This window comes from Clostridioides sp. ES-S-0054-01, from assembly GCA_021561035.1.
GTDB lineage: Bacteria > Bacillota > Clostridia > Peptostreptococcales > Peptostreptococcaceae > Clostridioides.
Map to the genome: position 1 here is coordinate 137,581 of CP067346.1, position 14,920 is coordinate 152,500.

At 40.7% G+C, this 14,920-nt stretch carries 3 protein-coding genes, 2 tRNA genes and 5 rRNA genes (1 of these 10 cut by a window edge); 9 read left to right on the forward strand and 1 reads right to left on the reverse strand.

From position 1 onward, the window contains the following. The first annotated feature begins 27 nt into the window (after positions 1 to 27). From JJC02_00980 to rrf, 4 genes are all read left to right on the forward strand, one after another. A 16S ribosomal RNA gene (locus tag JJC02_00980) occupies positions 28 to 1,530 on the forward strand. Between the two features lie 55 nt (positions 1,531 to 1,585). Beyond that, positions 1,586 to 1,661: transfer RNA gene (locus JJC02_00985), tRNA-Ala, on the forward strand. 310 nt (positions 1,662 to 1,971) lie between these two features. Then, positions 1,972 to 4,868 (forward strand): 23S ribosomal RNA (locus JJC02_00990). Between the two features lie 126 nt (positions 4,869 to 4,994). Next, positions 4,995 to 5,111, forward strand: a 5S ribosomal RNA gene (gene rrf / locus JJC02_00995). Together the 16S, 23S and 5S rRNA genes with 1 tRNA gene alongside form the textbook arrangement of a ribosomal RNA operon. A gap of 217 nt (positions 5,112 to 5,328) precedes the next feature. Here the strand turns inward: rrf and JJC02_01000 are convergent. Then, positions 5,329 to 6,513, reverse strand: coding sequence for a pyridoxal phosphate-dependent aminotransferase (locus JJC02_01000; protein UDN54824.1), 1,185 nt, complete (start codon positions 6,511 to 6,513; stop codon positions 5,329 to 5,331). 372 nt (positions 6,514 to 6,885) lie between these two features. Here JJC02_01000 and JJC02_01005 point away from each other — a divergent pair, with 372 nt between their 5' ends. From JJC02_01005 to JJC02_01025, 5 genes are all read left to right on the forward strand, one after another. Then, positions 6,886 to 9,237, forward strand: a complete 2,352-nt coding sequence (locus tag JJC02_01005; GenBank protein UDN54825.1) for an anaerobic ribonucleoside triphosphate reductase — start codon at positions 6,886 to 6,888, stop codon at positions 9,235 to 9,237. 21 nt (positions 9,238 to 9,258) lie between these two features. Continuing rightward, entirely contained in the window at positions 9,259 to 9,798 is a 540-nt protein-coding gene (gene nrdG / locus JJC02_01010; GenBank protein UDN54826.1) for an anaerobic ribonucleoside-triphosphate reductase activating protein, read from the forward strand. A gap of 794 nt (positions 9,799 to 10,592) precedes the next feature. Continuing rightward, a 16S ribosomal RNA gene (locus tag JJC02_01015) occupies positions 10,593 to 12,095 on the forward strand. Positions 12,096 to 12,150: 55 nt separating this feature from the next. Beyond that, a tRNA-Ala gene (locus JJC02_01020) sits at positions 12,151 to 12,226 on the forward strand. Positions 12,227 to 12,536: 310 nt separating this feature from the next. Further along, positions 12,537 to 14,920: ribosomal RNA gene (locus JJC02_01025) — 23S ribosomal RNA — on the forward strand; it runs 513 nt beyond the window's last position.

A 14,920-nucleotide genomic window follows, 5' to 3' on the forward strand; every position in this document is an offset into this window, starting at 1 on the left:
ACAATAGTATCTGAGCCTGATAAACTTTTATTTGAGAGTTTGATCCTGGCTCAGGATGAACGCTGGCGGCGTGCCTAACACATGCAAGTTGAGCGATTTACTTAGGTAAAGAGCGGCGGACGGGTGAGTAACGCGTGGGTAACCTACCCTGTACACACGGATAACATACCGAAAGGTATGCTAATACGGGATAACATATTTGAGAGGCATCTCTTGAATATCAAAGGTGAGCCAGTACAGGATGGACCCGCGTCTGATTAGCTAGTTGGTAAGGTAACGGCTTACCAAGGCGACGATCAGTAGCCGACCTGAGAGGGTGATCGGCCACATTGGAACTGAGACACGGTCCAAACTCCTACGGGAGGCAGCAGTGGGGAATATTGCACAATGGGCGAAAGCCTGATGCAGCAACGCCGCGTGAGTGATGAAGGCCTTCGGGTCGTAAAACTCTGTCCTCAAGGAAGATAATGACGGTACTTGAGGAGGAAGCCCCGGCTAACTACGTGCCAGCAGCCGCGGTAATACGTAGGGGGCTAGCGTTATCCGGATTTACTGGGCGTAAAGGGTGCGTAGGCGGTCTTTCAAGTCAGGAGTGAAAGGCTACGGCTCAACCGTAGTAAGCTCTTGAAACTGGGAGACTTGAGTGCAGGAGAGGAGAGTGGAATTCCTAGTGTAGCGGTGAAATGCGTAGATATTAGGAGGAACACCAGTTGCGAAGGCGGCTCTCTGGACTGTAACTGACGCTGAGGCACGAAAGCGTGGGGAGCAAACAGGATTAGATACCCTGGTAGTCCACGCTGTAAACGATGAGTACTAGGTGTCGGGGGTTACCCCCTTCGGTGCCGCAGCTAACGCATTAAGTACTCCGCCTGGGAAGTACGCTCGCAAGAGTGAAACTCAAAGGAATTGACGGGGACCCGCACAAGTAGCGGAGCATGTGGTTTAATTCGAAGCAACGCGAAGAACCTTACCTAAGCTTGACATCCCAATGACATCTCCTTAATCGGAGAGTTCCCTTCGGGGACATTGGTGACAGGTGGTGCATGGTTGTCGTCAGCTCGTGTCGTGAGATGTTGGGTTAAGTCCCGCAACGAGCGCAACCCTTGTCTTTAGTTGCCATCATTAAGTTGGGCACTCTAGAGAGACTGCCAGGGATAACCTGGAGGAAGGTGGGGATGACGTCAAATCATCATGCCCCTTATGCTTAGGGCTACACACGTGCTACAATGGGTAGTACAGAGGGTTGCCAAGCCGTAAGGTGGAGCTAATCCCTTAAAGCTACTCTCAGTTCGGATTGTAGGCTGAAACTCGCCTACATGAAGCTGGAGTTACTAGTAATCGCAGATCAGAATGCTGCGGTGAATGCGTTCCCGGGTCTTGTACACACCGCCCGTCACACCACGGGAGTTGGAGACGCCCGAAGCCGATTATCTAACCTTTTGGAAGAAGTCGTCGAAGGTGGAATCAATAACTGGGGTGAAGTCGTAACAAGGTAGCCGTATCGGAAGGTGCGGCTGGATCACCTCCTTTCTAAGGAGAATTACCTACTGTTTAATTTTGAGGGTTCTTTATGAACTTCATATATGGGGGTGTAGCTCAGTTGGGAGAGCACTTGCCTTGCAAGCAAGGGGTCAGGAGTTCGACTCTCCTCATCTCCACCATTTAAGAGTATATTACCTAAATCTTTGATTTATCTAGTAGCCTCTTACATGCACTTATAGCTTAACTTTATACAAGCTTTGTGCGTTAGCACTTTAAGCAACAGAATAAACTGAACGCATGTGAAGTTTGTTTGTTGGCGACGTGCGTTAGCACTTTAAGCAACGGGATTTGTTCGTTGACGCTGTGCTTTAGCACTTTGAAAACTGCATATATATTTAGTGATATGACATCTAATTTGTAATATATAAAGCTGATAACTTTTTAAAATTATCAAGTTGATAGACTTTAATCTATCAAACCTTTTTAACTGGTCAAGTTATTAAGGGTGCAGGGCGGATGCCTTGGCACTAGGAGCCGATGAAGGACGTGATAAGCTGCGATAAGCTTCGGGGAGTTGCACGTAAACTTTGATCCGAAGATTTCCGAATGAGGAAACTCACTTAGAGTAATGTCTAAGTATCATTGAGTGAATACATAGCTTAATGAGGGGAACTCAGGGAACTGAAACATCTAAGTACCTGAAGGAAGAGAAAGAAATTCGATTCCGTAAGTAGCGGCGAGCGAACGCGGATTAGCCCAAACCAATAAAGTTTTCTTTATTGGGGTTGCGGACATATCATAACGAAGAGGTATCGTAATTGAAGAGGTTTGGAAAGACCCACCACAGAAGGTAATAGTCCTGTATGTTAAACGAGAAGACTTCAGATATGATCCAGAGTACCACGGGACACGTGAAACCCTGTGGGAAGCAGGAGGGACCACCCTCCAAGGCTAAATACTACCTAGTGACCGATAGCGTATAGTACCGTGAGGGAAAGGTGAAAAGAACCCCGGGAGGGGAGTGAAATAGAACCTGAAACCCTGCACTTACAAGCTGTGGAAGCACATTTCTTGTGTGACCGCGTACTTTTTGTAGAACGGGCCAACGAGTTACGTTAAGTAGCAAGGTTAAGCACTTAAGGTGTGGAGCCGTAGCGAAAGCGAGTTTTAACTGAGCGTTCAGTTACTTGACGTAGACCCGAAACCGGGCGACCTACCCATGAGCAGGATGAAGCGAAAGTAAAATTTCGTGGAGGTCCGAACCCACGAGCGTTGAAAAGCTCGGGGATGACTTGTGGGTAGCGGTGAAATTCCAATCGAGCCCGGAGATAGCTGGTTCTCCCCGAAATAGCTTTAGGGCTAGCCTCAAGGTGAGAGATACGGAGGTAGAGCACTGAATGTCCTAGGGGGTATTGCACCTACCGAAGACTATCAAACTCCGAATGCCGTCATCTTATACTTGGGAGTCAGACTGTGGGTGATAAGATTCATAGTCGAAAGGGCAACAGCCCAGATCGTCAGCTAAGGTCCCTAAATGTAAGTTAAGTGGTAAAGGATGTGGGATTGCACAGACAACCAGGATGTTGGCTTAGAAGCAGCCACTCATTCAAAGAGTGCGTAATAGCTCACTGGTCGAGTGATCCTGCGCCGAAGATTTCCGGGGCTAAAACTTACTACCGAAGCTACGGCATCATTATGATGGGTAGGGGAGCTTCCCATACGGGTTGAAGCATGACCGTAAGGACATGTGGACAGTATGGGAGTGAGAATGTTGGCATGAGTAGCGAGATGTGGGTGAGAATCCCACAGGCCGTAAACCCAAGGTTTCCAGGGGAAGGTTCGTCCGCCCTGGGTTAGTCGGGACCTAAGCTGAGGCCGAAAGGCGTAGGTGATGGACAACAGGTTGATATTCCTGTACTACCGATAACCGTTTGAGAGATGGGATGACACAGTAGGATAAGCTAAGCACACTGTTGGTTATGTGTGCCCAAGCATTGAGGCAGTCAGAGTAGGTAAATCCGCTTTGATAATGCTGGGATGTGATGGGGAGCGAAATTTAGTAGCGAAGTAGCTGATTTCACACTGTCAAGAAAAGTCTCTATCGAGGTTAAAGGTACCCGTACCGCAAACCGACACAGGTGGGTGAGGAGAGTATCCTAAGGCCAGCGAGAGAACTGTTGTTAAGGAACTCGGCAAAATGACCCCGTAACTTAGGGATAAGGGGTGCCACCATCCGGTGGCCGCAGAGAATAGGCCCAAGCGACTGTTTACCAAAAACATAGGTTTCTGCTAAGTCGCAAGACGATGTATAGGAGCTGACGCCTGCCCGGTGCTGGAAGGTTAAGGGGATCTGTTAGAGCAATCGAAGCAGTGAACTTAAGCCCCAGTAAACGGCGGCCGTAACTATAACGGTCCTAAGGTAGCGAAATTCCTTGTCGGGTAAGTTCCGACCCGCACGAAAGGCGTAACGATTTGGGCACTGTCTCAACAACAGACTCGGTGAAATTGTAATTCCGGTGAAGATGCCGGATACCTGCGACAGGACGGAAAGACCCCATGGAGCTTTACTGTAGCTTGACATTGGGTCTTGGTACTACATGTACAGGATAGGTGGGAGGCTTTGAAACCAGGACGCCAGTTTTGGCGGAGCCATCCTTGGGATACCACCCTTGTAGTACTGGGACTCTAACCATAGGCCATGAATCTGGTCTTGGGACACTGTCAGGTGGGCAGTTTGACTGGGGCGGTCGCCTCCCAAAAGGTAACGGAGGCGCTCAAAGGTTCTCTCAGTACGGTCGGAAATCGTACGTAGAGTGTAAAGGCAAAAGAGAGCTTGATTGCAAGACATACAGGTCGAGCAAGGATGAAAATCGGACTTAGTGATCCGGTGGTTCTGCGTGGAAGGGCCATCGCTCAACGGATAAAAGCTACCCTGGGGATAACAGGCTTATCTCCCCCAAGAGTCCACATCGACGGGGAGGTTTGGCACCTCGATGTCGGCTCATCACATCCTGGGGCTGTAGTAGGTCCCAAGGGTTGGGCTGTTCGCCCATTAAAGTGGTACGCGAGCTGGGTTCAGAACGTCGTGAGACAGTTCGGTCCCTATCCGTCGCAGGCGTAGGAAATTTGAGAAGACCTGTCCTTAGTACGAGAGGACCGGGATGGACGTACCTCTGGTGTACCAGTTGTCCTGCCAAGGGCATGGCTGGGTAGCTATGTACGGAATGGATAAGCGCTGAAAGCATCTAAGCGCGAAGCCAACTTCAAGATAAGATTTCCCACCACAAGGGTAAGACCCCAGAAAGACTATCTGGTTGATAGGTCGAAAGTGTAAGTGCAGCAATGTATTTAGCTTATCGATACTAATAGGTCGAGGACTTGACCAATATTTATTTGATGTTCATTAATTAAGGTATATATGTAGTTTTTAGAGTGTTAACTCTAAAGAAACTAGTATTACTAGATTCTAAAAACTTACTAAAACTTAATAGAAATATTAAGCATAAAGATTATGTGGTTACAATAGCAGAGAGGATACACCTGTTCCCATTCCGAACACAGAAGTTAAGCTCTCTAGCGCTGATGGTACTTGGTGGGAAACTACCTGGGAGAGTAGGACGTAGCCACGTAATTTTTTTTGTTATTATAAATTTAGAATTTAACTTATGTAGTTTAGTTTAATATTTTAATGGATAAAATAAAAGACTTATAGATTTAAAAATCAGTAAGTCTTTTATTTTTTATTTAGTACTTTAATTAAGTTATTGAATATATCTTATATACTTACTTGATATGTTAACTATCATTAATACATTATATCCAAGCACTATTTAATCTAAATTCTTATTATGCCATTATTTTATATACAAATTCTTTTAATTTATCTAATCCAGATAAGAAAGTATTTTCACTGCAAGCATAAGATATACGAATATATTTATCCATACCAAATGCTATACCAGGAACAACTGCAACATTATATTCTTCTAAAAACTGATTACAGAATTTTATAGAAAAACTATCTTTATATTCAAATTTCTCAGATACTTTAGAAAGGTCTATAAATGCATAGAATGCACCATTTGGATTTACGTATCCTACATTCTCTATAGAGTCTAGTTTTGATTTAATTAAATCTCTTCTAGATTTATAGGTTTTAACCATATTGTCTATGTCAGTTGAGCAATCTTTTAAGGCTCCATATGCTATGTATTGTGCTGTCAAACTTGGGTGAGATATGAGATGTCCTTGTATAGAACTCATTGCTTTAGCAATCGTTTTATTAGATGCAGTATATCCTAATCTTAATCCAGTCATTGCAGCTGACTTAGAAAAACCATTTATAGTTATTGTTATATCTTTAGCTTCTTTGCTTAAGGATGCAATTGATGTAAACTCTTTATCATAGCATATTTTTTCATATATTTCATCTGCTAAAATATATATTTTATTTTGTATACATACATCTGCTATTTCTATTAATTCATCTTTTGTATAAACACTACCAGTAGGATTTGAAGGGTTGTTTATTATAAGAAGTTTTGTTTTATCTGTTATAGATTTTTCAAGCTCTTCTTTTGTTAACTTGAATCCATTTTCTTTTTTCGTATCAATGAAAACTGGAACAGCATTAACCAACTTAACCATTTCAGGATAACTAACCCAATAAGGTTTTGGTAATAATACTTCATCTCCTTCATCTGTTAAAGCTAGTAAAGTATTTGTTATTGAGTTTTTTGCTCCACTTGATACAACTATTTCGTCTATTGAATAGTTACAATTATTTTCTTCAATAAGTTTTTTACATATTTCCTCTCTAAGTATTTTTAATCCTGGAACTAAATCATATTTAGTGCAATCTTTATTTAAAGAATCAATACCGTAAGATTTTGCGTTATTAGGTACATTAAAATCAGGTTCTCCTATACTAAGATTTATTACTTTAATTCCGTTATTTTCCATTTCTTTAACTTTAGAACTAATACCTATTGTGTAGGATGGTGTTATAAAGTTTAGTCTTTTTGATAACATAAAATGCCTCCTTTTAAATTATTATTTATATTATACGACAATTTCAAAGAATTTACATAAGGAAATTTGTAGATATATACATTAATATATATAAAAATATATGGTTTTTGCCTAAAATTAGTGTAAAAAAAAGAGAAAAAGTTTTTGACTCTTAGAGTTGTTAGAAACGCTACTGTTCAAAATATCCACATAGTATTTGCAATGATTTGCGTAAGTTTGACTATTATGTACAAATTTGGTAATCTTAATATAGCAATTATTAAGATAATCCCTTTAACTTAGTTGAAGGGGATTTTTTTAGACTTAATATACTACATATAGTGGTATGTAGATTAACAAAATACAATATATAGTAATAGGAGGTTTTTTTAATTGGTTGAATTCGTAAAAAAAAGAGATGGAAGAGTAATCCCATTTAATGAAGATAGAATAACAAGAGCTATATTTTTAGCAGCGACGAATGTTGCAGAAAGGGAAGGAATAGTACCTGATTATAAATTATCTGAGCAATTAACTCAAGAAGTAATAAAATTTTTAAATCATAAATACTCAGAATCAGTTCCAAGTGTTGAAGATATTCAAGATTCTGTAGTTAAGGTTCTTATAGAAACTGGCCATGCAAAAACTAGCGAAGAATATATAATATACAGAACTGAAAGAAGTAGAATAAGAAATTCAAAAACAAGATTGATGAAGGCAATAGAGGAAATTACTTTTGAGGATGCAGAAGATGCTGATATAAAAAGAGAAAATGCAAATATTAATGGCAATACAGCCATGGGAACTATGTTACAATATGGAAGTACTGTATCTAAAGAATTTTGTAAGACTCATATATTAAAACCAGAACATTCTTTTGCTCATGATAATGGAGATATACACATACATGATATGGACTTTTTAAATATGGGAACATTAACTTGCTGTCAAATAGATGTTAAAAAACTATTTAATGGTGGATTTTCAACAGGACATGGTTTTTTAAGAGAACCACAAGACATAATAAGTTATGGAGCATTAGCTGCAATTGCTATACAGAGCAATCAAAATGATCAACATGGAGGTCAAAGTATACCATTTTTCGATTATGGATTGGCTGAAGGTGTATATAAGACATTTAAGAAATTCTACATAGGAAATTTAGCTAAAGCGTTGAAGTTATTTAAAGGAATTGAAAATAATGATGCAATAAAGAACATAGTATATAATACAGAGAAAGAAACAAATCAAAAGGTTGGTCTTAAGAGAGATGAATTATATCTAAATTTAGAAAAAGAGAAATTAATACAGACTTTTGATATAGATGAGGAACTTGTAAATAACATGCAAAAATTTGCATTTGAGGAATCATATAGAGAAACTGACAAAAAAACATATCAATCTATGGAAGCATTTATACACAATCTAAACACAATGCATTCTAGAGCAGGTGCACAGGTACCATTCTCAAGTGTAAACTTCGGAACAGATACTTCTGAAGAAGGAAGAATGGTGACTAAGAATCTTCTATTATCTCAAGAAAGAGGTTTAGGTAATGGAGAGACACCAATTTTTCCAATTTTAATATTTAAGGTCAAAGAAGGTATAAATTTAAATCCTGAAGATCCTAATTATGATTTATTTAAATTATCATGCAGAGTATCAGCTAAAAGACTATTCCCTAATTTTAGTTTTTTAGATGCGCCTTTTAATGCAAAATATTATAAAAAAGGTGAACCAGATACAGAAGCTACATATATGGGTTGTAGAACAAGAGTACTTAGTAATGTGTGTGGTTCAGAAACAGTTAGTGGTAGAGGAAATATATCTTTCACTACAGTAAACTTACCAAGATTGGGTATAAAACATGGTATTGTAAATAGTGAAAAAGCTAATTTAAATGATTTTTTTGAAGAATTAGATGAGAAGATAAACTTAATTATAGAACAATTATTAGAGCGTCTTGAGGTTCAAGGAAATAAAAAGATGAAGAACTTCCCATTCTTGATGGGGCAAAGCGTATGGAAAGGTTCTGATGATTTAGGACCAGAAGATACATTAAAAGAAGTAATAAAACAAGGAACATTGACAATTGGATTTATAGGTTTAGCAGAGTGTCTTATTGCTCTTATAGGTAAACATCATGGAGAAAGTAAAGAAGCTCAAGAGTTAGGATTAAAAATAGTGTCACATATGAGAGATAAAATGGATGAAGCAACAGACAAATACAAATTAAATTTTTCTTTAATGGGTACTCCAGCAGAAGGTCTTTCAGGTAGATTTACTAAAATAGATAAAAAAGTCTATGGAGAAATCAAAGGTATTACAGATAAAGAATATTATACTAATTCATTCCATGTACCAGTTTATTATAATATAAGTGCATATGATAAAATTGAGGTAGAAGCTCCATACCATGAATTGACTAATGCAGGTCATATAACATATGTAGAGCTAGATGGAGATCCATCTGACAATCTAGAAGCTTTTGAAACTGTTATAAAAGCTATGAAGGATTTGGGTATAGGATATGGAAGTATAAATCATCCTGTAGATAGAGATCCAATATGTGGCTTTTCAGGTGTAATAACAAGTAATATATGTCCTGTATGTGGAAGAAATGAAGATGAAAGTGATATCAAATTTGAAAGAATAAGAAGAATAACAGGATACTTAGTTGGTACAGTTGATCGATTTAATAATGCCAAAAAAGCAGAAGTAAGAGATAGAGTAAAACATAGATAGTTTTATTTGGGGGAATAAGTTATGAAAATAAGAATGTCATCTACTATAAGTTATGACAGTATAGTTGATGGACCAGGATTAAGAATGGTAATATGGACTCAAGGATGTATTCATAATTGTAAAGAATGCCATAATCCTCAGACACATGATTTATGTGGGGGATTTTATATGGATACAGAAGAAATTATAAATAAGGTAAAGTCATTGAAATTACAAAGGGGCATTACATTATCAGGAGGAGAACCATTTTTACAGCCAGAACCATTAGAAGAAATAGCAAGAGAGGCTAAAAGAAATGGATTGGATGTATGGTCATATACTGGGTTTACATTTGAACAACTGTTAGATAAAAAAAATAGCACGTATTTTAAAAGTTTAAATTTACTAAAACAAATTGATGTTTTAGTAGATGGCAAATTTATGGCTGAAAAAAAAGATATAAGTTTAAAATTTAGAGGTTCATCAAATCAAAGGATAATTGATGTTCAAAAAAGTTTGAAATATAAAAAAGTATTTTTAGTTGGGCAATATATGAAGGATGATTTATCTATAGCAGAATAAGCAGATAAGTAGATGGGAGTAAATATAAGGATATATTTACTTTCGTCTATTTTTATGCGATATTTCAAATTTCTAAATATAAAATATAACAATTAAACTAAAACACTTATTGTATATTTGAACTTAAGTCTTTTATAGTTTAGGTTGTTTTATATGGCTTCTAAAGGATATATCAGATATTATCTAATTGATTCTTTGCTAGGAAACAAGTATCCAATTGACTTAGAAAAATTTTTAATTATTATAATATAAATATTTGGATAAATATATAAAATACTGATAAGTAATTTAGAAAGTTCATTAATCTATTATTATAGATGTTGATATTAAGTAGTCTAAAAAATATAAAAGATTTAAAATAGGTGTTTTAAATAAATACATAAGTGTTAATTTAACATATAAACAAATTTTATAATACAAATTAGATAAATAAGTCATAATTATGTAATATCTATCTTTGTAAAAAAATATTAAACTTTGTAATTTGTGGATAAATATGTTTATAATGTGGATAATATTTAATGTAATAAGTTAAAACAATATGAACCAGCTGTTTATAATGTGGATAATATTATAAATGTATAGATGAGTGGAACATTTAAAAATAAAAAATATTAAAAAAGTTGTTGACTCTAAAAGAAAAAGTTGGTATAGTAATACTTGTCCTCAAGAAAAGGGCAAACACATAAAGCATAAAGAACTTTGAAAATTAAACAGTAGGTTAATTTATAAACAAGAAACAAACCATAAAGCCAGATATTTTGATAACAATAGTATCTGAGCCTGATAAACTTTTATTTGAGAGTTTGATCCTGGCTCAGGATGAACGCTGGCGGCGTGCCTAACACATGCAAGTTGAGCGATTTACTTAGGTAAAGAGCGGCGGACGGGTGAGTAACGCGTGGGTAACCTACCCTGTACACACGGATAACATACCGAAAGGTATGCTAATACGGGATAACATATTTAAGAGGCATCTCTTGAATATCAAAGGTGAGCCAGTACAGGATGGACCCGCGTCTGATTAGCTAGTTGGTAAGGTAACGGCTTACCAAGGCGACGATCAGTAGCCGACCTGAGAGGGTGATCGGCCACATTGGAACTGAGACACGGTCCAAACTCCTACGGGAGGCAGCAGTGGGGAATATTGCACAATGGGCGAAAGCCTGATGCAGCAACGCCGCGTGAGTGATGAAGGCCTTCGGGTCGTAAAACTCTGTCCTCAAGGAAGATAATGACGGTACTTGAGGAGGAAGCCCCGGCTAACTACGTGCCAGCAGCCGCGGTAATACGTAGGGGGCTAGCGTTATCCGGATTTACTGGGCGTAAAGGGTGCGTAGGCGGTCTTTCAAGTCAGGAGTGAAAGGCTACGGCTCAACCGTAGTAAGCTCTTGAAACTGGGAGACTTGAGTGCAGGAGAGGAGAGTGGAATTCCTAGTGTAGCGGTGAAATGCGTAGATATTAGGAGGAACACCAGTTGCGAAGGCGGCTCTCTGGACTGTAACTGACGCTGAGGCACGAAAGCGTGGGGAGCAAACAGGATTAGATACCCTGGTAGTCCACGCTGTAAACGATGAGTACTAGGTGTCGGGGGTTACCCCCTTCGGTGCCGCAGCTAACGCATTAAGTACTCCGCCTGGGAAGTACGCTCGCAAGAGTGAAACTCAAAGGAATTGACGGGGACCCGCACAAGTAGCGGAGCATGTGGTTTAATTCGAAGCAACGCGAAGAACCTTACCTAAGCTTGACATCCCAATGACATCTCCTTAATCGGAGAGTTCCCTTCGGGGACATTGGTGACAGGTGGTGCATGGTTGTCGTCAGCTCGTGTCGTGAGATGTTGGGTTAAGTCCCGCAACGAGCGCAACCCTTGTCTTTAGTTGCCATCATTAAGTTGGGCACTCTAGAGAGACTGCCAGGGATAACCTGGAGGAAGGTGGGGATGACGTCAAATCATCATGCCCCTTATGCTTAGGGCTACACACGTGCTACAATGGGTAGTACAGAGGGTTGCCAAGCCGTAAGGTGGAGCTAATCCCTTAAAGCTACTCTCAGTTCGGATTGTAGGCTGAAACTCGCCTACATGAAGCTGGAGTTACTAGTAATCGCAGATCAGAATGCTGCGGTGAATGCGTTCCCGGGTCTTGTACACACCGCCCGTCACACCACGGGAGTTGGAGACGCCCGAAGCCGATTATCTAACCTTTTGGAAGAAGTCGTCGAAGGTGGAATCAATAACTGGGGTGAAGTCGTAACAAGGTAGCCGTATCGGAAGGTGCGGCTGGATCACCTCCTTTCTAAGGAGAATTACCTACTGTTTAATTTTGAGAGTTCTTTATGAACTTCATATATGGGGGTGTAGCTCAGTTGGGAGAGCACTTGCCTTGCAAGCAAGGGGTCAGGAGTTCGACTCTCCTCATCTCCACCATTTAAGAGTATATTACCTAAATCTTTGATTTATCTAGTAGCCTCTTACATGCACTTATAGCTTAACTTTATACAAGCTTTGTGCGTTAGCACTTTAAGCAACAGAATAAACTGAACGCATGTGAAGTTTGTTTGTTGGCGACGTGCGTTAGCACTTTAAGCAACGGGATTTGTTCGTTGACGCTGTGCTTTAGCACTTTGAAAACTGCATATATATTTAGTGATATGACATCTAATTTGTAATATATAAAGCTGATAACTTTTTAAAATTATCAAGTTGATAGACTTTAATCTATCAAACCTTTTTAACTGGTCAAGTTATTAAGGGTGCAGGGCGGATGCCTTGGCACTAGGAGCCGATGAAGGACGTGATAAGCTGCGATAAGCTTCGGGGAGTTGCACGTAAACTTTGATCCGAAGATTTCCGAATGAGGAAACTCACTTAGAGTAATGTCTAAGTATCATTGAGTGAATACATAGCTTAATGAGGGGAACTCAGGGAACTGAAACATCTAAGTACCTGAAGGAAGAGAAAGAAATTCGATTCCGTAAGTAGTGGCGAGCGAACGCGGATTAGCCCAAACCAATAAAGTTTTCTTTATTGGGGTTGTGGACATATCATAACGAAGAGGTATCGTAATTGAAGAGGTTTGGAAAGACCCACCACAGAAGGTAATAGTCCTGTATGTTAAACGAGAAGACTTCAGATATGATCCAGAGTACCACGGGACACGTGAAACCCTGTGGGAAGCAGGAGGGACCACCCTCCAAGGCTAAATACTACCTAGTGACCGATAGCGTATAGTACCGTGAGGGAAAGGTGAAAAGAACCCCGGGAGGGGAGTGAAATAGAACCTGAAACCCTGCACTTACAAGCTGTGGAAGCACATTTCTTGTGTGACCGCGTACTTTTTGTAGAACGGGCCAACGAGTTACGTTAAGTAGCAAGGTTAAGCACTTAAGGTGTGGAGCCGTAGCGAAAGCGAGTTTTAACTGAGCGTTCAGTTACTTGACGTAGACCCGAAACCGGGCGACCTACCCATGAGCAGGATGAAGCGAAAGTAAAATTTCGTGGAGGTCCGAACCCACGAGCGTTGAAAAGCTCGGGGATGACTTGTGGGTAGCGGTGAAATTCCAATCGAGCCCGGAGATAGCTGGTTCTCCCCGAAATAGCTTTAGGGCTAGCCTCAAGGTGAGAGATACGGAGGTAGAGCACTGAATGTCCTAGGGGGTATTGCACCTACCGAAGACTATCAAACTCCGAATGCCGTCATCTTATACTTGGGAGTCAGACTGTGGGTGATAAGATTCATAGTCGAAAGGGCAACAGCCCAGATCGTCAGCTAAGGTCCCTAAATGTAAGTTAAGTGGTAAAGGATGTGGGATTGCACAGACAACCAGGATGTTGGCTTAGAAGCAGCCACTCATTCAAAGAGTGCGTAATAGCTCACTGGTCGAGTGATCCTGCGCCGAAGATTTCCGGGGCTAAAACTTACTACCGAAGCTACGGCATCATTATGATGGGTAGGGGAGCTTCCCATACGGGTTGAAGCATGACCGTAAGGACATGTGGACAGTATGGGAGTGAGAATGTTGGCATGAGTAGCGAGATGTGGGTGAGAATCCCACAGGCCGTAAACCCAAGGTTTCCAGGGGAAGGTTCGTCCGCCCTGGGTTAGTCGGGACCTAAGCTGAGGCCGAAAGGCGTAGGTGATGGACAACAGGTTGATATTCCTGTACTACCGATAACCGTTTGAGAGATGGGATGACACAGTAGGATAAGCTAAGCACACTGTTGGTTATGTGTGCCCAAGCATTGAGGCAGTCAGAGTAGGTAAATCCGCTTTGATAATGCTGGGATGTGATGGGGAGCGAAATTTAGTAGCGAAGTAGCTGATTTCACACTGTCAAGAAAAGTCTCTATCGAGGTTAAAGGTACCCGTACCGCAAACCGACACAGGTGGGTGAGGAGAGTATCCTAAGGCCAGCGAGAGAACTGTTGTTAAGGAACTCGGCAAAATGACCCCGTAACTTAGGGATAAGGGGTGCCACCATCCGGTGGCCGCAGAGAATAGGCCCAAGCGACTGTTTACCAAAAACATAGGTTTCTGCTAAGTCGCAAGACGATGTATAGGAGCTGACGCCTGCCCGGTGCTGGAAGGTTAAGGGGATCTGTTAGAGCAATCGAAGCAGTGAACTTAAGCCCCAGTAAACGGCGGCCGTAACTATAACGGTCCTAAGGTAGCGAAATTCCTTGTCGGGTAAGTTCCGACCCGCACGAAAGGCGTAACGATTTGGGCACTGTCTCAACAACAGACTCGGTGAAATTGTAATTCCGGTGAAGATGCCGGATACCTGCGACAGGACGGAAAGACCCCATGGAGCTTTACTGTAGCTTGACATTGGGTCTTGGTACTACATGTACAGGATAGGTGGGAGGCTTTGAAACCAGGACGCCAGTTTTGGCGGAGCCATCCTTGGGATACCACCCTTGTAGTACTGGGACTCTAACCATAGGCCATGAATCTGGTCTTGGGACACTGTCAGGTGGGCAGTTTGACTGGGGCGGTCGCCTCCCAAAAGGTAACGGAGGCGCTCAAAGGTTCTCTCAGTACGGTCGGAAATCGTACGTAGAGTGTAAAGGCAAAAGAGAGCTTGATTGCAAGACATACAGGTCGAGCAAGGATGAAAATCG

Bases quoted from the DNA above. Each gene is read 5' to 3' on its own strand.
- JJC02_01000 (UDN54824.1), bottom strand. From the start codon at position 6,513: ATGTTATCAAAAAGACTAAACTTTATAACACCATCCTACACAATAGGT.
- nrdG (UDN54826.1), top strand. From the start codon at position 9,259: ATGAAAATAAGAATGTCATCTACTATAAGTTATGACAGTATAGTTGAT.